20 protein-coding genes are annotated in these 19,083 nt (G+C 56.7%); 14 read left to right on the top strand and 6 right to left on the bottom strand.

All coding sequences use genetic code 11. The annotated features are described in order from the left end of the window. The first annotated feature begins 52 nt into the window (after positions 1-52). Positions 53-1,711, top strand: a complete 1,659-nt coding sequence (locus AC2T28_RS17985) for an NAD+ synthase (protein WP_486750027.1) — start codon at positions 53-55, stop codon at positions 1,709-1,711. A 167-nt stretch (positions 1,712-1,878) separates the two neighbouring features. Continuing rightward, positions 1,879-2,268 carry a hypothetical protein gene (locus AC2T28_RS17980; protein ID WP_486750026.1) on the top strand — a complete coding sequence of 130 codons (390 nt, stop codon included), beginning with the start codon at positions 1,879-1,881 and terminating at the stop codon, positions 2,266-2,268. 29 nt (positions 2,269-2,297) lie between these two features. On the opposite strand, the gene AC2T28_RS17975 is transcribed toward AC2T28_RS17980, so the two are convergent. Both AC2T28_RS17975 and AC2T28_RS17970 read right to left on the bottom strand, forming a co-directional pair. Next, entirely contained in the window at positions 2,298-2,687 is a 390-nt protein-coding gene (locus AC2T28_RS17975; RefSeq protein ID WP_486750025.1) for a hypothetical protein, read from the bottom strand. Then, positions 2,684-2,938 carry a hypothetical protein gene (locus tag AC2T28_RS17970; RefSeq protein WP_486750024.1) on the bottom strand — a complete coding sequence of 85 codons (255 nt, stop codon included), beginning with the start codon at positions 2,936-2,938 and terminating at the stop codon, positions 2,684-2,686. Before AC2T28_RS17970 ends, AC2T28_RS17975 begins: the two co-directional genes overlap by 4 nt. Before the next feature lie 316 nt (positions 2,939-3,254). Between AC2T28_RS17970 and AC2T28_RS17965 the strand changes: the two genes are divergently transcribed. From AC2T28_RS17965 to AC2T28_RS17945, 5 genes are all read left to right on the top strand, one after another. Continuing rightward, a complete protein-coding gene (locus AC2T28_RS17965; protein WP_486750023.1) occupies positions 3,255-3,866 on the top strand; it encodes a hypothetical protein in 612 nt (203 codons plus the stop codon). A 117-nt stretch (positions 3,867-3,983) separates the two neighbouring features. After that, the gene (locus AC2T28_RS17960; RefSeq protein ID WP_486750022.1) at positions 3,984-5,315 is read left to right on the top strand and encodes an NAD(P)/FAD-dependent oxidoreductase; all 1,332 of its coding nucleotides are present in this window, start codon (positions 3,984-3,986) and stop codon (positions 5,313-5,315) included. Positions 5,316-5,449: 134 nt separating this feature from the next. Beyond that, positions 5,450-6,775, top strand: a complete 1,326-nt coding sequence (gltX, locus tag AC2T28_RS17955; RefSeq protein ID WP_486750021.1) for a glutamate--tRNA ligase — start codon at positions 5,450-5,452, stop codon at positions 6,773-6,775. 528 nt (positions 6,776-7,303) lie between these two features. Then, positions 7,304-8,071 (top strand): hypothetical protein, encoded by a 768-nt coding sequence (locus AC2T28_RS17950; RefSeq protein WP_486750020.1) that lies wholly within the window; start codon positions 7,304-7,306, stop codon positions 8,069-8,071. 36 nt (positions 8,072-8,107) lie between these two features. Next, the gene (locus AC2T28_RS17945; protein ID WP_486750019.1) at positions 8,108-8,479 is read left to right on the top strand and encodes an eCIS core domain-containing protein; all 372 of its coding nucleotides are present in this window, start codon (positions 8,108-8,110) and stop codon (positions 8,477-8,479) included. A 17-nt stretch (positions 8,480-8,496) separates the two neighbouring features. Here AC2T28_RS17945 and trxC read toward each other — a convergent pair whose 3' ends face one another. Then, on the bottom strand, positions 8,497-8,922 hold the full coding sequence (gene trxC / locus AC2T28_RS17940) for a thioredoxin TrxC (protein ID WP_486750018.1): 426 nt from the start codon (positions 8,920-8,922) through the stop codon (positions 8,497-8,499). A gap of 171 nt (positions 8,923-9,093) precedes the next feature. On the opposite strand from trxC, the gene AC2T28_RS17935 reads away from it, so the two are divergent. Beyond that, positions 9,094-9,669: a L,D-transpeptidase gene (locus AC2T28_RS17935; protein WP_486750017.1), complete on the top strand. Its 576-nt coding sequence runs from the start codon at positions 9,094-9,096 to the stop codon at positions 9,667-9,669. 287 nt (positions 9,670-9,956) lie between these two features. Beyond that, on the top strand, positions 9,957-10,163 hold the full coding sequence (locus tag AC2T28_RS17930) for a cold-shock protein (RefSeq protein ID WP_486750016.1): 207 nt from the start codon (positions 9,957-9,959) through the stop codon (positions 10,161-10,163). A 70-nt stretch (positions 10,164-10,233) separates the two neighbouring features. Here AC2T28_RS17930 and AC2T28_RS17925 read toward each other — a convergent pair whose 3' ends face one another. Next, positions 10,234-11,109 carry a DMT family transporter gene (locus AC2T28_RS17925; protein ID WP_486750015.1) on the bottom strand — a complete coding sequence of 292 codons (876 nt, stop codon included), beginning with the start codon at positions 11,107-11,109 and terminating at the stop codon, positions 10,234-10,236. A 124-nt stretch (positions 11,110-11,233) separates the two neighbouring features. On the opposite strand from AC2T28_RS17925, the gene AC2T28_RS17920 reads away from it, so the two are divergent. After that, complete coding sequence (locus tag AC2T28_RS17920) at positions 11,234-12,616, top strand: aminotransferase-like domain-containing protein (RefSeq protein ID WP_486750014.1); 1,383 nt, start codon at positions 11,234-11,236, stop codon at positions 12,614-12,616. Here the strand turns inward: AC2T28_RS17920 and AC2T28_RS17915 are convergent. Beyond that, positions 12,613-13,257, bottom strand: coding sequence for an arylesterase (locus tag AC2T28_RS17915; RefSeq protein ID WP_486750200.1), 645 nt, complete (start codon positions 13,255-13,257; stop codon positions 12,613-12,615). The genes AC2T28_RS17920 and AC2T28_RS17915 overlap by 4 nt on opposite strands. Before the next feature lie 49 nt (positions 13,258-13,306). Between AC2T28_RS17915 and AC2T28_RS17910 the strand changes: the two genes are divergently transcribed. Together AC2T28_RS17910 and AC2T28_RS17905 are read left to right on the top strand one after the other, a co-directional pair. After that, complete coding sequence (locus tag AC2T28_RS17910; RefSeq protein ID WP_486750013.1) at positions 13,307-14,014, top strand: ABC transporter ATP-binding protein; 708 nt, start codon at positions 13,307-13,309, stop codon at positions 14,012-14,014. After that, positions 14,011-16,530: an ABC transporter permease gene (locus AC2T28_RS17905; protein WP_486750012.1), complete on the top strand. Its 2,520-nt coding sequence runs from the start codon at positions 14,011-14,013 to the stop codon at positions 16,528-16,530. The genes AC2T28_RS17910 and AC2T28_RS17905 overlap by 4 nt, the downstream gene beginning before the upstream one ends. 19 nt (positions 16,531-16,549) lie before the next feature. Here the strand turns inward: AC2T28_RS17905 and AC2T28_RS17900 are convergent, their stop codons facing one another. Further along, positions 16,550-16,996: an RrF2 family transcriptional regulator gene (locus AC2T28_RS17900; RefSeq protein ID WP_486750011.1), complete on the bottom strand. Its 447-nt coding sequence runs from the start codon at positions 16,994-16,996 to the stop codon at positions 16,550-16,552. 108 nt (positions 16,997-17,104) lie between these two features. On the opposite strand from AC2T28_RS17900, the gene AC2T28_RS17895 reads away from it, so the two are divergent. Then, positions 17,105-17,671, top strand: a complete 567-nt coding sequence (locus AC2T28_RS17895; protein ID WP_486750199.1) for a gamma-glutamylcyclotransferase family protein — start codon at positions 17,105-17,107, stop codon at positions 17,669-17,671. A 403-nt stretch (positions 17,672-18,074) separates the two neighbouring features. Then, positions 18,075-19,049, top strand: a complete 975-nt coding sequence (locus AC2T28_RS17890; RefSeq protein WP_486750010.1) for a DUF6538 domain-containing protein — start codon at positions 18,075-18,077, stop codon at positions 19,047-19,049. The last annotated feature ends 34 nt before the right edge of the window (positions 19,050-19,083 follow it).

Genomic DNA, 19,083 nt, shown 5'->3' with positions numbered 1-19,083 from the left:
GATGTCAAATCTGCTAAATGGCTGGGGTGGAATTTCAAAGGACTAGGGCAATATGGCTGATCGTTTCCGCATTACTTTGGCGCAATTGAACCCAACCGTTGGGGACTTGGCAGGCAATGCAGCACAGGCGCAACAGGCGTGGCAGCATGGCTGTGATGCGGGGGCGGATCTGGTTGCTTTGCCTGAAATGTTCATCACGGGGTACAACACGCAGGATCTGGTGATGAAGCCCGCCTTTCATCAGGCGGCGATCGCCGAGGTGGAACGCCTCGCCGCTGAGTGCGCTGATGGGCCAGCCCTGGCAATCGGCGCGCCATGGGTCGAAGGCGGCAAACTGTATAATGCGTACCTAATCCTCAAAGGCGGCAAGATCGCCAGCCGTGTTTTAAAACACCACTTGCCCAATGAAACCGTGTTTGATGAAGTGCGGATTTTTACTTCTGCCCCCTTGGGTGGCCCTTATGCGGTGGGCGATGTTCGCATCGGCAGCCCGATCTGTGAAGACGGCTGGCACGAGGATGTCGCCGAAACGCTAGAGGAAACCGGGGCCGAATTTCTGCTCATTCCCAATGGCTCACCCTATTACCGCAACAAGATGGAAGTGCGCTTCAACCACATGGTGGCGCGCACCGTCGAGACTGGCCTGCCGGTGATCTATCTCAACATGGTCGGCGGTCAGGACGATCAGGTCTTTGACGGCGGCACTTTTGTGCTGAATCCGGGCGGCGCGCTGGCGCTGCAAATGCCGGTCTTTGACGAAGCCTATGCTCAGCTGGACCTTGAGCGCACCACTGATGGCTGGCGTGCCGTCGAAGGCGACAAAGCCCATCTGCCCGATGAGTGGGAGCAGGATTACCGCGTCATGGTCGAGAGCCTGCGCGATTACCTGCGCAAATCTGGTTTCTCTAAGGTGCTGCTTGGTTTGTCCGGCGGGGTAGATTCCGCCATCGTTGCCGCCATCGCGGTGGATGCTATCGGTTCGGAAAACGTGCGCTGCGTGATGCTGCCGTCTGAATACACAGGCCAGGAATCGCTGGATGATGCCGAGGCCGTGGCCAAGGCGCTGGGCGTGCATTACGACTATGTGCCGATCGCAGAAGGTCGCGCTGCCATCACCAACACATTGGCCCCGCTGTTTGCCGGTCATGATACGGACCTCACCGAGGAAAATATCCAGTCCCGCCTGCGTGGGCTGCTGCTGATGGCGATGTCGAACAAGTTTGGCGAAATGCTGTTGACCACCGGCAATAAATCCGAGGTCGCAGTGGGCTATGCCACCATCTATGGCGATATGAACGGCGGCTATAACCCGATCAAGGACATGTACAAAACCCGTGTCTTTGAAACCTGTCGCTGGCGCAACGCCAACCACCGTCCCTGGATGAAGGGCCCGGATGGCGAGGTGATCCGCCCCAATGTGATCGACAAGCCACCTTCGGCCGAGCTGCGCGACGACCAAAAAGACAGCGACAGCCTGCCGGACTACCCGGTGCTGGACGCCATCCTGGATATCCTGGTGGACCAAGAAGGCTCAATTGCCGATTGCGTCGCCGCTGGATTTGACCGGGACGAGGCCAAGCGGGTCGAGCATCTGCTCTATATCAGCGAATACAAACGCTACCAGTCCGCACCCGGTGCGCGCCTCAGTCCGCGCGCCTTCTGGTTGGATCGCCGTTATCCGATTGTGAACCGCTGGCGTGACCCAAACTAAGATGCCGCACCCTCTCTTCGCTGATTTCAACAAGGCACTGGATGCTGCGGGTGAGGTTGGGCCCGAGCTATTCGACTATTCTGGCGGCATTGTTTGCTTGAACGGTGCGTGCATGAGGATCGCAGATCTGGATCACCCCGATCTGCGAACTGCGCGATCTGGCCGCGTTGGAGCTGTTCGGCGGGCATTCAAAGCCTCAAGTCATCCATACTCTCGACGGCTTAGGGGATATGCCTTCCCTGCAAGAGCTTACACTGGTGAATCTTAAAGTGATTGAGGACGGTCTAAGGCCCTTGGGAAAAAGCGCGTCATTGCGCGACTTGAGAGTATCCCACCAATTTGACACCGAAGACTATGCCTACTTGGCAGCAAAAATGCCTCACCTCAGGTGTGATCTATGTGTTCCATTTGTATTTATTGGCGATTGCGGGTCCGGAAAAGATGTCAAGGTGACGGGAAGGCGTAAGCCCTTTCTCAACAGTAAGACGGATGCGGACAAGCTGGCACGATATGTGCAGAAATTTGAGAAGCTCGTTGCTGATTTCAAGAAGAACTAACGGCGCAGATCCCTGTTGATCTAAGTCCTCTAAACAGCTGGCGCTAGATCCGGCAATAGCGCAATACGCCGGGCCTTCGCCGACACCGCGCGGCCATTTGAATACCTGCTCAAGACTGAACCCGATGATAAATCCGGATTGGCTGCAATGAAGCTGTCAGCATCCGCATAGTCTTTGGCCTCCATCCTCTCAGCGATTTCACTCATATAGGCCATGGTGATGGTTGCGTTGAACTTCTCAGGCGCGCCAGCGCGTTGGGCCGCCGCCGTAATGCCATTGGCAACCGTTGCCATCGCGTCAAAGAAACGCTCGCGTTGTAAGGCTTCAAAAGCCACACCAATATGGTTCACGTGCTTAAACGTGGAGTTGTCCAAACTGCCATCAATCAATTGGTCCAGCTGTTCAGCATAGCGGCTCATCTCTCGTCTCCTTCGTCGCTCAATCCATGCGCATCCGCAGCTGTCAGGTCCAACTCATAGACCTCTTTCAACTGCGCGATCTTCTTCAGGGTGTTTTCTGAGAAGGGCATCTGCCCCTCGAAATTATGCAGGATCATGCCCTCAAAGACTTCGGCCAGCGAACAGTCCAGATGTTCAGCCAGCCCTTTCATGACTTTAAGCATGCGTTTTTCAATCCGCAGGCCGGTTTGTGTGCGTTCTATCTTTTTCATATTGGTACCATGGTACCAAGATAGCGATTCTGCAAGCCGATTGTAAGACTGGTGCTTAGTTGATGCTGAATCCGCTCAATATGGGCGTTCCGTAAAGTGAACCGACGCAGTGATTCTGGTTAATTGTCCGCCACTTGGCGACAGTGCCGCAGAGATGTTGGATTGTTGACGCAACAGCGCCGCTCATCCGGCATTTTCGTCTAATTTTAGGCAAAACCGACAAACTCAAGGCGGAATTGTCTAAAATGCCATCAGAGATTGGGAATTGCCCCAAGAACAACTTTGCCGCCGTATTTCAAAGACGAGGAAGCGACCAATGGGACAGCATTATCAGCCGGACTTTGACAAGATGATCCAAGGTCAAAGCATCGTCACCACAGATGATGAAATTCTGGCGGATATCCGTAGTGTAATGATGGCGGACAAAGTGGAGCATCCAGAAGTGGTTCAGCAAGCACAGCGTAAGCCACGGGTTCAAAAGCAAGCCGTAAAGCAGGCAGTGGCAAAAACGGTTTCTCCAGCGGTGCAGGTGGCCCGCCAAGCCAAAGGGTATCAGCCGCGTTGGAGCCACAACCTGTTGATCCTATTACTGGCCGCCCTGATCTATAGTCCGCTTGGTGTTATTTCGATCATCGCATCGGTGATTGCCGCAGTTTGGGCTGTATGTTGGCTTGTGGGAACTGAGCGATTGAGTGTTGCCGGTCGCGCCATTTTTGGTGTGTTTCATCGCGTACTTCCCGCGCAGGCTGACCGTATTGTCGCTTGGGCCAATCGAATGAGTGACCGTCTGCAGGCGCTGGTCAACCGGATGCCCTCGCGCTGGACCCAGGGACTGTATTTCCCCAGCTTCACTAGCGAACCAGAGGTCGAGATGGACCACGTCGAACCCTTTGACCGGTTGCTGCAACAGCGCCGTGGTGGCGTTTGAACAACAGTTCGACTGCATGCTGATGATCACGTCCCATGGGGCGTGATTTCGCTTTTCTCTGGCCATAACACTTTGCATAGTGCGGTGATTTGAAACCGTATTTGCCGGAGAAACCTTTTGCCAGGTCCCGAGTTGCCGTCCTTCCCTCAGGACAAGAAACTTCCTAAATCTGTTGATGTTGTAGTCATTGGCGGCGGTATCGTTGGTGCCTCTACTGCGTTGGAACTGGCCGAACGGGGTGTCTCGGTGCTGCTCTGCGAAAAAGGGCAGATCGGCGCTGAACAAAGCTCTCGCAACTGGGGCTGGGTACGCATGTCAGGCCGCGATCCGCGTGAAGTCCCGTTGATGATCGAGGCGATGAAAATCTGGCAGGGGCTAGAAGAGCGCACCGGCCACAAAACCGGCTATCACCGCTGCGGTAGCCTTTTTACCGCCTCGTCCCAGGCGCAGGCTGACAAATTGCAGCGCTGGACCCGGCATCTGGCGGATACTGACTTTGATTGCCGAATGATCCAGGGCGGGGAATTGCAAGACCAGCTGCCCGGCCATCACGGTGAATTGCTTGCGGGGCTGGCTACGGCGCAGGACGGACGGGCAGAACCACAATGGGCCACCCATGCCATTGCCATGGGCGCGCGCGCCGCTGGGGCTGCGATATTGACCAACTGCGCAGTGCGCAGCGTTGATGTGCAGGCTGGAAAGGTGGCTGGCGTGGTCACTGAACTAGGCCGGGTGGCCTGCACATCGGTAGTGGTTGCGGGCGGAGCATGGTCGCGGCTATTCCTTGGCAACGCCGGTATCTCCATTCCTCAGCTAAAGGTGTTGAACTCAGTCATCCGCAGCTCTGCTGTGTCTGGGGGGCCAGATGTAACGCTCTGGGCCAATAACTATGCACTGCGCAAACGGGTCGACGGCGGCTATACAGTGGCCAGCGGCACCGAAAACATGGTTGATATTGTCCCCGACAGTTTCCGACTGGGGCTCAAATTTCTGCCGGCCTATATGAGTGAATGGCGATCCATGCGGTTCCGCCTGTCGGGGCGCTGGCGCGAAGAAGCCTCGCAAAAACGGCGCTGGTCGCCTGATGAGAGAACAGCGTTTGAGCACTGTCGCATCCTTGATCCCGAGCCCTCGCAATCAGCGATAAAATCTGGCTGGGCCCGGGCCCAACAGGCGTTCCCAATCCTGCAACAGGCCGATGTTCTGCAAAGCTGGGCGGGGCTGATCGACGTGATGCCTGATGCGATCCCAGTGATATCAGGCGTGGACGATCTGTCGGGCCTGTTTATCTCTACCGGTTACTCCGGCCATGGCTTTGGTCTTGGCCCCGGGGCAGGGCGTTTGATGGCGGATATGGTCACCGGCGCGTCCCCGATTGTAGACCCGCACGCGTTCCGCCTGTCGCGCTACACCGATGGCAGCCGGGTACGCCCAGACAGCGGCACCTGAGGGGGTATCCCACTGTTGGCATCTTTTTGCTGAAAATACTCGCGCCGTAGGCCCGCGCCCGTGGCGCAGTCTTTTCTGATCAACTGGACAAAAGCTCGTCTATATGAGATGGGCAGGGCAACAGGAGACATGTGATGACCACCACCCGTTTTGCCCCATCGCCCACTGGATATATCCACGTTGGCAACCTGCGCACTGCGCTGATGAACTATCTGATCGCCCGCAAGGCTGGCGGTACATTTATTCTGCGTATCGACGACACAGACCCAACCCGGTCCGAAGAGAAATATGTCGATGCCATCAAGCAAGATCTGGAATGGCTTGGCCTGACCTGGGACAAGGTTGAGCGCCAGTCTGACCGTCTGGACCGCTATGTCGCTGCGGCGGACAAGCTGCGCGAGATTGGCCGGTTCTACGAGGCCTTTGAAACCCCAACCGAGCTGGACCTGAAGCGCAAGAAACAGCTGAACATGGGCAAGCCGCCGGTCTATGACCGCGCTGCGCTTGACCTGTCAGATGCCGAAAAAGACGCCCTGCGCGCCGAGCGTGGCGATGGTGTCTGGCGCTTCAAGCTGGATCATGCGCGCATCGAATGGACCGACGGTGTGCTGGGCGATATCTCCATCGATGCGGCTTCGGTCTCTGATCCGGTTTTGATCCGCGGAGATGGCCAGTTTCTGTACACTCTGGCGTCTGTTGTAGATGACACCGAAATGGGTGTGACCAACGTAGTGCGCGGCTCGGACCACGTTACCAACACCGCCACCCAGATCCAGATCATCGAGGCCTTGGGCGGCAAGGTGCCAGAATTTTCTCACCACTCGCTGCTGACGGGCCCACAGGGTGAGGCACTGTCGAAACGTCTGGGCACCTTGGCCCTGCGGGACCTGCGCGAGCAGGGCGTACAGCCGATGGCGCTCTTGTCACTGATGGCGCGTCTGGGGTCGTCTGATCCGGTGGAACTGCGCAGCGACATGGCCGAGCTGATTGAAGGCTTTGACATCAACCGCTTTGGTGCAGCCCCAACCAAGTTCGACGTCCAGGACCTGTTCCCGCTGACCGCCAAATACCTGCAGTCGCTATCGCTGGCGGACGTTCAGTCCCACATCGATGCGCTCGATATCCCTGCCGACAAGCAGCAGGCGTTCTGGGATATGGCCAAGGAAAACATCACCACGTTGGGTGATCTGGCCGGCTGGTGGGAGCTGTGCCGCGAAGGGGCCGAGCCGCTGATCGCGGATGAGGACAAGGAGTTTATTGCCGAGGCAATGAAACTGCTGCCCGAAGGCCCATACGACGGCGACAGCTGGAAGAGATGGACCACTGCCGTGAAAGAGGCCACAGGCCGCAAGGGCAAAGGCCTGTTCATGCCACTGCGCAAGGCCGTATCAGGACGCGAACGTGGCCCGGATATGAGCGTGCTGCTGTCGCTGATGCAAGTTGTCCGTGCCCGCGGCTAACCCCTTAAACATTCAAATAGTTTGCCCGGCCGATAGGTCGGGCAGCACCCGCCCGCCCCCCCAGGCGGGTGCGTTTGCACCCACCTTGGTCGGGCGCTGCCCTTTTGTTTTGGGCGGGAAGCTAGCCCCTTTTTTCCAATGCGTTGCGCTTCCTGCTCTTGGCCGTACGCCTTGCTAGGGGCAATTTTACCGCTCTATGGCAGAGTGCCTCTCAATCGCGATTACCGCCGGGCTTTACGACCCCGGCACATGGAACAGGGCCTCGGGTGGCACCGGGGCGCATATGAACGTTCATGGCACGGGGCAAAAACTCCGTCCACCTTCCGCTTTGGCGGCGCCGCCACTTCAACACTCGTACTGGTATAAGACCAACAGACCAAACAGTTAGATCACCGGCGCTTTGTCGCTTAACTGGGGTGCAGATGTTGCACACCCGGCCAAATCCGCGTGGCATTTGACAGGTGCCACCGTCATTCTATTCTGGGCGCGTACCAAGTTATTTTTTGATGAGTGATTGGAGGCACGAGTATGGTCGCCAAAGCAGGAACTACCAAAGGCACCGGCACCCGCAGCGTTACCTATGATGGCCACAGTTTTTCCGGTGGTTCGACCAAGGGAATGACCGCTGTTTTGTCCAGCGACAGCCTGTCCGGCAAAGGCGGGTCCTCGCCGCAGGGCGGAGCCTGTACCATCGTTGATGAGTTGAACACCACTTACCGGCTGCGTGATCATGTGGATGTCGAAAACGTCAAGAAAGCCGTTTCAAAAACCAGCGTGCAAAAGGCCCTGACGACAGCCTCAACTGCGCAGGATGTGCTGGAACTGCTTGGGTTGAACGGGCTGATGCTGCTGGCGGACTACAACCACTTGAACTCCAACAAGTTTGTTAAGGGGCATTTGCTGCCACAGTCTTTGGGTGGTCCGGGAGAAGAATGGAACCTGACCCCGATGAACCGCTCGGCAAATGGCAACTGGTCCAGCCATTTTGAAAAAGACGTTGTTACGATCCTCAAGGAGCTACAGGCCTTTGAAAAGAAGAAAACCAACAGGGACAAATGGGGCGAAAAGTTCAGAGTGCTGGTCGACTATACTGTTAAGCTACAAGGCAAAATGACACCGTGGTTTCCCAACCCCACGCAGGCCACCACTGACATGCTCAAACAACTCCCAGCCAAGGCCGTGGGCGAGGCATCGTTCAACTGTGTAGTCGACAAAGCTGGCAAGGAAATCAAACTGTCGTCCAGTGACAAGAAAGACATTCCCAACGTCAAAGCCAAGCTGACGCTAACTCTGTAGCGTTCCAATCCCATACCGCGAAACAAGGAGGTTCAAATGGCTAAATCACCCGAAGAAATCGCCGCCATGGTCGAGGCAACCGGAGGCAAAAAAGCCAAACGCAAAGCTCTGAAAAAGGCACCCGAAGGAACCAAGGAAAAGAAACTGCCCAAAGATGTGCGCGATGGGCTGGAAAAGCACTTTGGTGCCAAGCTCGCCAAAGTGCGGGTCCACACAGGCGGTAACGCCAAAGAGATCTGCAAAGAGCTAAAGGCGAAGGCCTTTACCATGGGTCCCAATGTCTATTTCATGCGGCCTGGCGATGCCAAGAAACCCGAAATGTTAGTGCATGAACTGGCCCATGTTTTGCAGCAAACCCGTGGTAAAGTCGCCAAAGAAAAAGAAGGCGAAGCCTTGATTGCCAAGTAGGGCAGGAGCCTGATTTCCTACCCTTTGACCCAGCCGACGATTTGCCCTTCACGCATTGCACCCGATTGGCGCTTTTTCTCTTTGCCGCGCTCAAAGGCCACCATAGTGGGGATCCCCTTAATCCGGTAACGGGCACCGGTGGATTGATGGGCCTGTGTGTTCAGTTTTACCAGTCGCGCCTTGCCGGTCAGTTTTTTGGCGGCCTTGGCAAACTCGGGGCTCATCATCTTGCAGGGGCCACACCAGGGTGCCCAAAAATCCACCACTAATGGCAGATCATCGTTCTGCGCTGCTTTTTGCAGGATGGCAGGATCGACGTCAGTTGGCTTGTTAGGCAACAGGTAAGCACCACAGGTTCCGCATTTGGCGGCAGGGCTCAGCTTGTCGTCTGGCACCCGGTTTAATTGGGCACAAGACAGGCAGGTCAGGGTTTTGGCCCCCATGGTACGTCCTCCGGAAATTCACTCGATCCCCATATAGGGAATAAGCCCTGCGGCTCAAGTTCAATTCATTGTCATGACAGTTTCACGGGAAATTGGCTCAGCGACCGCTAGTTCATAGGTCAGCAAGCCGCAGTTGCGCGCAGAGTTTTGTATCAATAGCCGAGTATTTCCATGTTCAAAGACCAACTAAATCGCCGTCATTTCCTTCGCTCCGGACTTGTTGCCGGGGCTTCGTTATCAATGCCTAGTCTGCTGGCAACACAGGCCCTGGCGTTCAATGCCAAGCCGCGCGAGGTAAAGATCAATTCTGGGGTTCAAATTGGCCAGATCTTTATCTCAACCAGTTCATTTTATCTGTATCTGGTGACAGAAGAGCGCAAGGCCCTGCGCTATGGTATTGGCGTGGGCAAAGCTGGGCTGCAATTTGCCGGTTCCGCCCGAATTGAGGTCAAGAAAAAATGGCCCAGCTGGAGGCCCACCAATGAGATGATAGGCCGTGAGCCCGAAAAGTATCCAATGTTTATCGGCAATGATTTTGTACAACCTGGAGGGCCAGGAAACCCTCTAGGCGCGCGGGCGCTCTATTTGTTCGATAACGGTGTCGACACCTACTTTCGCATTCATGGCACCAACGAGCCAAAATCCATAGGGCGCTCTGCCTCTAGTGGCTGTATCCGTATGCAGAATATCCATGTGATGGATCTGTATGAACGTGTTCCAGTTGGAACCATCGTCACGGTGCTCTGATTTGGTCACGTTGTTATGGAACGTGGATGTCCATAAATTTGACGTTAAACAAGGTCTGTGGAGCAGTTGAATTTGAGATTTTAGGTGCGGGACCGGCTGAAAACAACCGATTCTTGCCGATTTGGTCAATTTTCCTTGCACCCTCATGCCATTGCCGACAACAGTATATGCGCGATGTTACGCTATCGACTGTAGACTGCCCGTTATCGGCTCAGGCTTCGATTTTGCACTGACTTTGCCGACCTGCCGCATGATGCGGGCAGACTTGACGATTAGGAGATCTGACGATGGCTACTGGCACCGTCAAATGGTTTAACACAACCAAAGGCTTCGGCTTCATCGCTCCAGACGATGGCGGCCGTGACGTATTTGTACATATTTCTGCTGTTGAGCGCGCAGGCCTGACCGGTCTTGCCGACAACCAGAAGGTGACCTATGAACTGCAGCCCGGCCGCGATGGCCGCGAGTCCGCAGTAGATATCGCACTGGTCTAATTCAGTGCCAAGGCGGTCCTGAACGGGGCCGCCTTTTCTGTGTCTCATCGGTGCTTGCAGGTGGCCAGGTTTAAGCAAACCGCTTTGCTCCGATCACGCAGGCCACCACCACGACAGACACAAAAATCATTGTTGGCGCGATGATTTCGCCCAGTAATGCAGCCGTTAGCATCAGCCCGAAAAAGGGCTGCAGTAGTTGCAATTGGCCAACTCCGGCGATCCCGCCCAGAGCTAGTCCGCGGTACCAGAACACAAACCCCACCAGCATTGAAAAGACCGAGACATATCCAAGGCCGGTCCAGGCCGCAGCGCTGATACCCGACCAGCTGTCTGGCCATACAAACAGAGTAAGCGTGCCCATGACCGGCAGCGAGAGTACCAGCGCCCAACAGATGACCTGCCAGCCGCCAAGCCGACGCGACAAGCTAGCCCCCTCGGCATAGCCCAGCCCGCAAACAACAATGGCCGCTGTCATCAATAGATCACCCTGGATCGAAACCTCGGTATCTTGCGACAGGGCATACAGCGCGACAGACAATGCGCCAGCGCAGGAAAACGCCCAGAACATCGGCCGTGGTCGTTCTCCGCAACGTAGCACCCCAAAAATAGCGGTGCTGAGCGGGAGCATTCCGATGAACACAATCGAATGTCCGGCGCTGATGTGTTGCAGCGCCATGGCGGTGAGCAGAGGAAACCCCACAACCACGCCCAGAGAGACGATTCCCAACGGGAACAAATCCAGAAGACTTGGCCTTGATTGTCTGAGCAGGACCAAAAGCAACAGCCCAAGCATGGCTGCAATCACCGCCCGGACGGATGTCAACAACACAGGGTCAAACCCACTGACCGCAACGCGAGTGGCCGGCAGCGAGCCGCTAAAGATCAGCACCCCGATTAGCCCGCTCCCCCAGCCTTGCATGGATCTGTTTTCTGCTATTGCCTGCATGTCTTGGCCTCCTGGATTTTTCCCCATCCTAGGCGGTGCGGTCTGGTCAAGACAGCTACAGAGCAATACAATACCGGCAAACTGTACTGTCTGTTGGACCGGTACACTCTATTGCGAGGTGTTGATGAAACAGGGCGAACGCACGGCGATGGTGGCTGATGCCATCCAGCGCAAGATCAACAGTCGCGCACTTCAGCCGGGTGAAAAGCTGCCCTCCATTCGCGGGTTTGCAAAAACGATGCAGGTATCGCCATCAACTGTGGTCGAGGCCTATGATCGTTTGGCGGCCGATGGCATCATTTACGCGCGGCGGGGGGCGGGGTTCTTTGTGGACCATTCACCGCAGCCCTTTGCCGTTGCCGAGGTTGGCCCGCAGCTGGATCGCTCGGTTGATCCGTTCTGGGTCTCGCGGCAATCCCTGGATGCAGCGGCGGATACGTTGAAACCCGGATGTGGCTGGCTGCCCGCCGATTGGATGCCAAACACCGCCATGCGGCAGGCCCTGCGCGGGCTGGGCAGGGCTGAGGAGACCTTGTTGTCAGACTATGGCAGCACCCGAGGTGCGTTGAACCTCAGGCGGCTGTTGGCGCGGCAGTTCATTGACGAGGGGCTGGAGGTTGGGCCGGATCAGATCCTGCTAACGCCGTCAGGCACGCAGGCGATTGATCTGATCTGCCGGTTCCTGCTACGCCCCGGAGACACCGTGGTGGTCGACGACCCGTGTTATTTCAATTTTCAAGCGCTGCTGCGGGCGCATCAGGTGCAACTGGTCAGTGTGCCCTTTACCCCCAATGGGCCGAATGTTGAGCAGCTTGAACAGGTGTTGAAACAGCACAAGCCCAGCCTCTACATCACCAATTCCGCGCTGCATAACCCAACCGGCGCCACCCTATCGCCGCAGATCGCGCACAAGGTTCTAAGTCTTGCCACGGCCCACGACATGGTGATTGTCGAAGATGATATCTTTGCCAGTTTTGAAGCAACGCCTTCGCCCCGTTTGGTGACACTGGACGGTCTTGACCGGGTCATCCGCATCGGCAGCTTTTCCAAAACCCTGTCGGCCTCGGCCCGCTGCGGCTATATCACCGCCCGGCCTGACTGGGTTGAGGCTCTGGTGGACCTGCAAGTGGCAACCAATTTTGGCGGCCCCAGCCCCTTGGCGACCGAGCTGGTCTATTCGGTTCTCAGCAGCGGCGGCTATCGAAAGCACATGCAGGCCCTGCGCAATCGCCTGAATATTCAGCGCGCTGAAATCGCGGGAAAACTTGTCGAATTGGGGATCACGCCCTGGGTGATGCCGCGTGGCGGGTTTTATCTGTGGTGTTGCCTGCCGGAAGGTTTCGATTCAGCGGATCTCGCAAGGGCTGCAGTTGCGCAGAACATGGTCCTGGCGCCCGGCAATGTGTTCAGCGTGTCGCAGACAATGAACCGCTTCATGCGGTTCAATGTCAGCCAGATGCAGGATCCAAAGGTGTTTGAGATACTGGAGCAAATGCTCGCGGGTTAGGGCGCGGAAATGCGTTCTACCAGTTGCAATGCCACGGGCCCCAGTGCCGCAACATTCAGCGCAACACCTTCGGCATTGGGGTGGATGCCATCAGCTTGCAGATATTTTTGCGCCGCCACCGGATCACCCGATACCGCCTGCGAGATGCCGGTAAAGGCATCATCAAACAGTAGCGTGTCATGGGCATCTGCCAGGTCGCGATAGATGGCATCAAAATCGGTTTTGTATTCGGGGCCAAAATTGCCTGGCGCCAGCATTCCGATCAATAAAACCTCGACCCCTTGGGACAGAGCAGACGAGAGGATATGCTCAAGATTGGCCTTGGCCTCCGTTGCTTGCATCCCCCGCAGCAGGTCATTGCCGCCCAGCAGAACGATCAGCCCCTGAGGTTTGTCCGATAGCGTCCAGTCAATCCGCGCTGCGCCGCCAGCAGTGGTATCGCCAGACACCCCAGCATTTGTCAGCACCACCTCGGCGCCATTCGCATTCAGCCAGCGCTCCAACTGTGGCACCAATCCTTGGTCGTGTTCCAGGCCATATCCGTGCACCAGACTGTCTCCAAAAGCGGTGATCCGCAGCGGTTCAGCTATGGCTTGGGTAGAAAAAAATATACCCACCAAGGCGGCCAGCATCTTGTGCATCTCGGGGAAACCTCCATATCGCAACGATATACCAATTAGGCGCGGCATCATGACATTACAAACCTCTTCCCCAATTCTACGTCTTCAGGACGCGTCTTTGTCGCTGAATGGCAATACCGGGGTGGTGGAAATCCTGCACCAAATCGACCTGGAAGTCACCAAGGGTGAGACACTGGGGCTGGTTGGGCCATCCGGGTCGGGTAAGTCGTCGTTGCTGATGCTGATGGGCGGGCTCGAGCAAGCCAGTGGTGGCCAGATCACCGCGCTGGGCCAAGACCTGACCGCGATGGATGAAGACGCGCTGGCGCGGTTCCGTCGCGACCACATGGGTGTTGTGTTCCAAAGCTTTCACCTGATCCCAACCATGACCGCGCTTGAGAACGTTGCCACGCCGCTGGAACTGGCGGGGCATGCTGATGCTTTTGATCGAGCCCAAGAAGAGCTGGAAGCCGTCGGGCTGGGCGCAAGGGCGGGGCACTTCCCGGCGCAGCTGTCTGGTGGTGAACAACAGCGCGTGGCGCTGGCCCGTGCGGTGGCCCCACGCCCCGATATTCTGCTGGCGGATGAACCCACCGGTAATCTGGACGAGGCCAATGGCCGCGCCATCATGGATCTGCTGTTTGACCTGCGCGACCGCCATGGCGCGACGCTGATCATGGTGACCCACGCGCCTGAATTGGCTGCGCGCTGTGATCGTGTGGTGCATCTGCGCGATGGACGCATTGATACCGCCGCCAAACAACAGGCCGCAGAATGAGTTCGCTGTCACTGGCGTGGCGCTTTGCCAAGCGTGAGCTGCGCGGTGGTTTGCGCGGGTTTCGGATTTTCCTGGCCTGTCTGGCGTTGGGCGTAGCGGTGATTGCCGCCATCGGCACAGTGCGCGCCTCTATCGAAAACGGGTTGTCCAGACAGGGCGCGGTGTTGCTGGGTGGCGATGCCGAGATGGAGTTCACCTATCGCTTTGCCGACGCGGAAACCCGAGCCTGGATTGACGATCATGCTATGGCGGTGTCCGAGATCGCTGAGTTTCGGTCGATGGCTGTGGTAGGCGAGGATCGCGTACTGACGCAGGTGAAGGCGGTGGACGATGCTTATCCTTTGACTGGCACGGTTGAGCTTTCGCCAAACATCCCGCTGGACCAAGCCCTGGCCGGAGCAGACGGATTGCCCGGCGCTGTGATGCAACTGGTGCTGTCGGCCCGTCTGGGGATCGAGGTTGGTGATACGTTCCAACTTGGGACGCAAGAGTTTCGTCTGATGGCTGATCTGGTCACCGAACCAGATGCCGCAGCGTCCGGGTTTTCGATCGGGCCGCGCACTTTGGTTGCAACTGAGGGGCTGCGGTCGTCAGGGCTGCTGGCCCCTGGTACATTGTTTGATACCAAATACCGCATGTTGCTGGCAGATGAAGCAAACCTGGACACCACCAAGCAAGCCGCTCTGGACCAGTTTGCCGAGGGTGGCATGCGCTGGAGTGATGCCCGCAACGGTGCTCCGGGTATCTCCCGCTTTGTTGAGCGTCTGGGCTCCTTCCTGATCCTGGTAGGCCTGTCTGGATTGGCTGTTGGTGGAGTTGGTGTGTCGGCGGCTGTGCGGGCCTATCTGGCAACTAAAACATCCACAATTGCAACTTTGAGGACCCTGGGTGCGGACCGTTCGACTATTTTCATGACCTATTTCCTGCAAATCGGCGTTCTGTCCCTGTTGGGGATAAGTATTGGTCTCATCATCGGTGGACTTGGGCCGGTTCTGCTGGGCCCGTTGATTGCGGCGCAGCTGCCGTTCCCGGCGGAATTCTCGTTGTTTCCTTCAGCACTGGTCGAGGCGGCGATCTATGGCATTCTGACCGCCTTTATCTTTACTCTTTGGCCTCTGGCTCGTGCCGAGCGTATCCGGGCCGCTGCTCTGTTTCGCGATGCTTTTGCCGGGCGTAATCGGCTTCCGGCTTTCCGCTACATTTTGGCGACCGCAGTGGCGCTAGCGGTGCTGGTTGGCTCTGCCGCGCTGTTCAGCGGCTCGCCCGAACTGACGTTATGGAGCGCCGGTGGACTCAGTGCCTCGCTGGCGGTGTTGCTACTGGCAGCACTGGCAATGGGTTTTGCCGCACGTCGGATGACCCGACTGGTGCGCGGGCGTCCAGCCCTGCGCTGGGCGCTGTCGGCCATTGGCACCGCGCGCGATGGCGCCACACCTGTTGTTCTATCACTGGGCCTGGGCCTGACTGTGTTGGCTGCTATTGGTCAGATTGACGGCAACATGCGCCGCGCCATTGGGGATAACCTGCCTGACCGCGCGCCGTCCTATTTCTTTGTCGACATCCAGCGCGATCAGATGCCCGATTTCACTGATCGCATTACCAATGATCCGGCTGTGTCCAAGATGGAAAGCGCGCCGATGCTGCGCGGGGTGGTGACCAAGATCAACGGTGAAAACGCGCGCGAGGTTGCGGGCGACCACTGGGTGGTACGTGGCGACCGGGGCATTTCCTATGCCGGTAAGCTGCCCGAAGGGACTGATATCGTAGCCGGTGAGTGGTGGGCGGAAGACTACGCCGGCCCACCACAGATCAGCTTTGCCGCTGAAGAGGCAGAAGAGCTGGGGATCGAGCTGGGCGACACCATGACCCTGAACATCCTTGGGCGTGAAATGACTGCGACCATCACCAGCTTCCGTGCAGTGGATTTCTCCAGCGCGGGTATGGGTTTTGTGTTGGTGTTTAACGAGGCGGCCTTGGCTGCAGCACCGCACAGCTTTATCGCGACTGTCTATTCCGAGGAGCAAGCTGAAACGCAGATCTTGCGCGATCTGGGGCGTGAGATGCCCAATGTCACCGCCATCCGGGTGCGCGATGCCATCGAACGCGTGTCCGAGGTTCTGCGCCAGATCGCTTCGGCCACCGCCTATGGTGCGGCAGCAACCTTGTTGACCGGGTTTCTGGTGCTGCTGGGAACAGCAGCAGCTGGCGAACCTGCGCGCCGGTACGAGGCTGCATTGCTAAAAACTCTGGGCGCATCCCGGGCGCGCATTCTGGGCAGCTTTGCCCTGCGCTCGGTGATCCTTGGGGCCGGGGCCGGTCTGGTGGCACTGGGGGCTGGAACAGCAGGTGCTTGGGCGGTGAACACCTATGTGTTCGAGATCAGCTATCAGGTGATCTGGCCCAATGCTTTGGCGATCATTGCGGGCGGGGTTATGGCCACTCTGCTGGCGGGACTAGCCTTTGCCTGGCAGCCCCTGGCCGCACGCCCCGCAGGGCAATTGCGGTCGCGGGAATAAGACTAAACTCAGTTGCGGTTCAACGGCCGCAGCTGATGGGTTGCAGGATCTTCATCAGATCGATGTTGTCACAGACCAAGGCCTCGAGGGTGATTTCATCGAGCGAGGCATAAAAGGCCTGGGCTGCATCCGTCAGCGCCATTTTCAAACGACAGGCGTCGGTCAGCGGGCAGGTGTTGTCACTGTCAGCAAAACATTCAGCAATCGGCAGCTCGCCTTCGATATTGCGGAACACGTCACCGATACGGATCTCCTCGGCGGGTTTGCCCAGACACATGCCGCCATTACGGCCGCGCTGGGTGTTCAGATATCCTTGTTGCCCCAGTTGGTTGATGACCTGAGCTAGATGGTTTTCCGAAACATTGCAGACTTTTGCAATCTCGGCTTTGGTGACCAGTCGGTCGGTATTGGCGGCGCAGAACATTAGCAGCCGCACGGCGATATTGGTTCTTTTTGTAATGCGCATTTCCAGAGTTCCACTTGTTACTGATAATTCAATATTGCACAGCCGGTCAAAAAGCGGTTTGACATACATCAATACGACAGATTGACGCTGCTAAAGGGGGCTAAGCCTATGTCGAACCCGTATTTTTTTGGCTATGGCAGCCTGGTGAATGTGGCCACACACGCCTATCACGACCCGCAACCGGCCCGATTAAAGGGCTGGAAGCGGGCCTGGGTGCACACGAATCTGCGCGAGGTGGCGTTTCTAAGTGCGGTACCAAGTGAGGGCAGCGAGATCGACGGATTGATCGCCGCCGTGCCCGATGCAGACTGGGAGGCGCTGGACGCACGCGAATACGCTTATGACCGTCTGCCCTCTAACGGTGCGGTCAGTCACAGCATTGATGCGGCCCCCGAAATTTCAGTCTACGCGGTGCCGCAATCGGCGCAGGCGCCGGGGTCTGACCGGAATCCGGTGTTGCTCAGCTATCTGGATGTGGTGGTGCAGGGCTACGAACAGGTGTTTGGCGAGGCTGGCGTGGCTGAGTTTTTTGCCAGCACCGACGGCTGGGAGGCCCCCATTCTGAACGACCGCGCCGAGCCAATCTATCCGCGCCATCAGCGGCTAGAGCCTGCGCAGCGGGAGCTGGTGGATCATCATCTGGCAGCGATTGGGGCGAAGGTTGTGATGGGGTAGGGGGAACCTAATTGGGGCGTAAGGCGTAGCCGCACCGCCCGCGCCTGACCTTCCCCCCTGGCAGGCGCTTCACGCCTCCCCTAGGTCAAGCACGGTCCTGATGTCGTGAGACAATTGCAAGAGCGCGCGCCTTGGGCTCCGCCCGTTCAGACCTGAAACTGTCCCCCGGACAGTTTCCGAGACGGTCCTCACTCCCCCCGGGAAGGCGCTTCGCACCTACCCAAGGTCAGTCACGGTCCTGATGTTGTGATGCAGTTGCAAGAAAACGCGCCTTGGGCTCCGCCCGTTTCGATCTGAAATGATCCCCCGGATAAATGCATTTTTGCTGTAGACTTATATAGGCTTGTTTTACAGGTCGATGACGTTCAGAACTAGCACAAAGACTAGCACAAATGGACTCACTATGGCCGTTAGATTCCTCATCAAGCAGCAGCAATCGAAGAACTGGTATTTTCGTTGGTCTGTGCCCAAAGATCTAGTTGAGCGGTTTGGCCTTACAGAGGTAAAAAGAACCACAGGCACCACAGACACACGAAGGGCTCAAATACTCGCTGACAAGTGGGTAACAGAGTGCAGGGAGCTTGTTGTTGAGTACCGGGGCGAACCTGCTGAACAGTTTAAGGTTAGAAGCATCATAGCTCAGGAACGTGCAACCTCACCAGAGGCAACCCCAGAGGATATTATGGATATGGCCTTGTGGACTGAGCAGGAGCAGCCATTGATAGACGAGCTGGCCAGTGAGCTTGGGATTAGGCCTAAGCTGAGGTCACATATTGCAGGTTGGAAAGTCTGGATCTTAGCCAGCGGCCGGACGGTCACAACAGTTAAGACTTGGGAGTCGTTTCTCTATACATTCACCAAGCATATCAACACAATTAAGGACATGAACAGCAAGAACCTGATGAAGGCAAGCGCGGCCACAGGTCATGGACAGTCTAGCCAAAAAGGAACAGTGAATGCGGTTAGATCTCTGTGCAGATATATTGAGCGAGAAATTACTCATGAAGAGATTGATACCTCCGTTTTACGCTTTTACATGACCTCTGATAAGGTCGATAATGGCCCACAAGATAAAACCTTCAGCACAGGCGATATAAGCAAGATCATAGGTTACCAAGGGGACTCTTACCTAGGGAGCTTCCTAAAGCTTGGTTTGTTCTCTGGTAGGCGCTGTGTGGCCCTGTCCAACCTTATGACCACTGATGTTGACCTAGTGAAACGGACTTTGACCATTCGGGTTGATAAGCACCTAAAGAATGGTTCCACAGAGGTTATCCCTTATCACCCTGCCTTGCATGATCTGTTGACCAAACGAGTTGAGAACAAAACTGGCTATTGTCTGACGTCAGCGCTTATGGGTCCAAATAGCCGTATTTGATAAGAGAGAGTTCTTGGCTCATCGTAACCACTGA

The sequence above is a fragment of the Parasedimentitalea nitratireducens genome (assembly GCF_057444295.1).
This window is presented reverse-complemented; position numbering and strand designations above follow the sequence as displayed.

Excerpts from the sequence above, each read along its gene's own strand:
- AC2T28_RS17975 (WP_486750025.1), bottom strand. The coding sequence starts at position 2,687 with ATGAGCCGCTATGCTGAACAGCTGGACCAATTGATTGATGGCAGTTTG.
- AC2T28_RS17965 (WP_486750023.1), top strand. The coding sequence starts at position 3,255 with ATGGGACAGCATTATCAGCCGGACTTTGACAAGATGATCCAAGGTCAA.
- AC2T28_RS17920 (WP_486750014.1), top strand. The coding sequence starts at position 11,234 with ATGAAACAGGGCGAACGCACGGCGATGGTGGCTGATGCCATCCAGCGC.
- AC2T28_RS17950 (WP_486750020.1), top strand. The coding sequence starts at position 7,304 with ATGGTCGCCAAAGCAGGAACTACCAAAGGCACCGGCACCCGCAGCGTT.
- AC2T28_RS17895 (WP_486750199.1), top strand. The coding sequence starts at position 17,105 with ATGTCGAACCCGTATTTTTTTGGCTATGGCAGCCTGGTGAATGTGGCC.
- AC2T28_RS17910 (WP_486750013.1), top strand. The coding sequence starts at position 13,307 with ATGACATTACAAACCTCTTCCCCAATTCTACGTCTTCAGGACGCGTCT.
- AC2T28_RS17945 (WP_486750019.1), top strand. The coding sequence starts at position 8,108 with ATGGCTAAATCACCCGAAGAAATCGCCGCCATGGTCGAGGCAACCGGA.
- AC2T28_RS17925 (WP_486750015.1), bottom strand. The coding sequence starts at position 11,109 with ATGCAGGCAATAGCAGAAAACAGATCCATGCAAGGCTGGGGGAGCGGG.
- trxC (WP_486750018.1), bottom strand. The coding sequence starts at position 8,922 with ATGGGGGCCAAAACCCTGACCTGCCTGTCTTGTGCCCAATTAAACCGG.
- AC2T28_RS17900 (WP_486750011.1), bottom strand. The coding sequence starts at position 16,996 with ATGCGCATTACAAAAAGAACCAATATCGCCGTGCGGCTGCTAATGTTC.
- AC2T28_RS17935 (WP_486750017.1), top strand. The coding sequence starts at position 9,094 with ATGTTCAAAGACCAACTAAATCGCCGTCATTTCCTTCGCTCCGGACTT.
- AC2T28_RS17905 (WP_486750012.1), top strand. The coding sequence starts at position 14,011 with ATGAGTTCGCTGTCACTGGCGTGGCGCTTTGCCAAGCGTGAGCTGCGC.
- AC2T28_RS17930 (WP_486750016.1), top strand. The coding sequence starts at position 9,957 with ATGGCTACTGGCACCGTCAAATGGTTTAACACAACCAAAGGCTTCGGC.
- AC2T28_RS17915 (WP_486750200.1), bottom strand. The coding sequence starts at position 13,257 with ATGCACAAGATGCTGGCCGCCTTGGTGGGTATATTTTTTTCTACCCAA.
- AC2T28_RS17970 (WP_486750024.1), bottom strand. The coding sequence starts at position 2,938 with ATGAAAAAGATAGAACGCACACAAACCGGCCTGCGGATTGAAAAACGC.
- AC2T28_RS17890 (WP_486750010.1), top strand. The coding sequence starts at position 18,075 with ATGGCCGTTAGATTCCTCATCAAGCAGCAGCAATCGAAGAACTGGTAT.
- gltX (WP_486750021.1), top strand. The coding sequence starts at position 5,450 with ATGACCACCACCCGTTTTGCCCCATCGCCCACTGGATATATCCACGTT.
- AC2T28_RS17985 (WP_486750027.1), top strand. The coding sequence starts at position 53 with ATGGCTGATCGTTTCCGCATTACTTTGGCGCAATTGAACCCAACCGTT.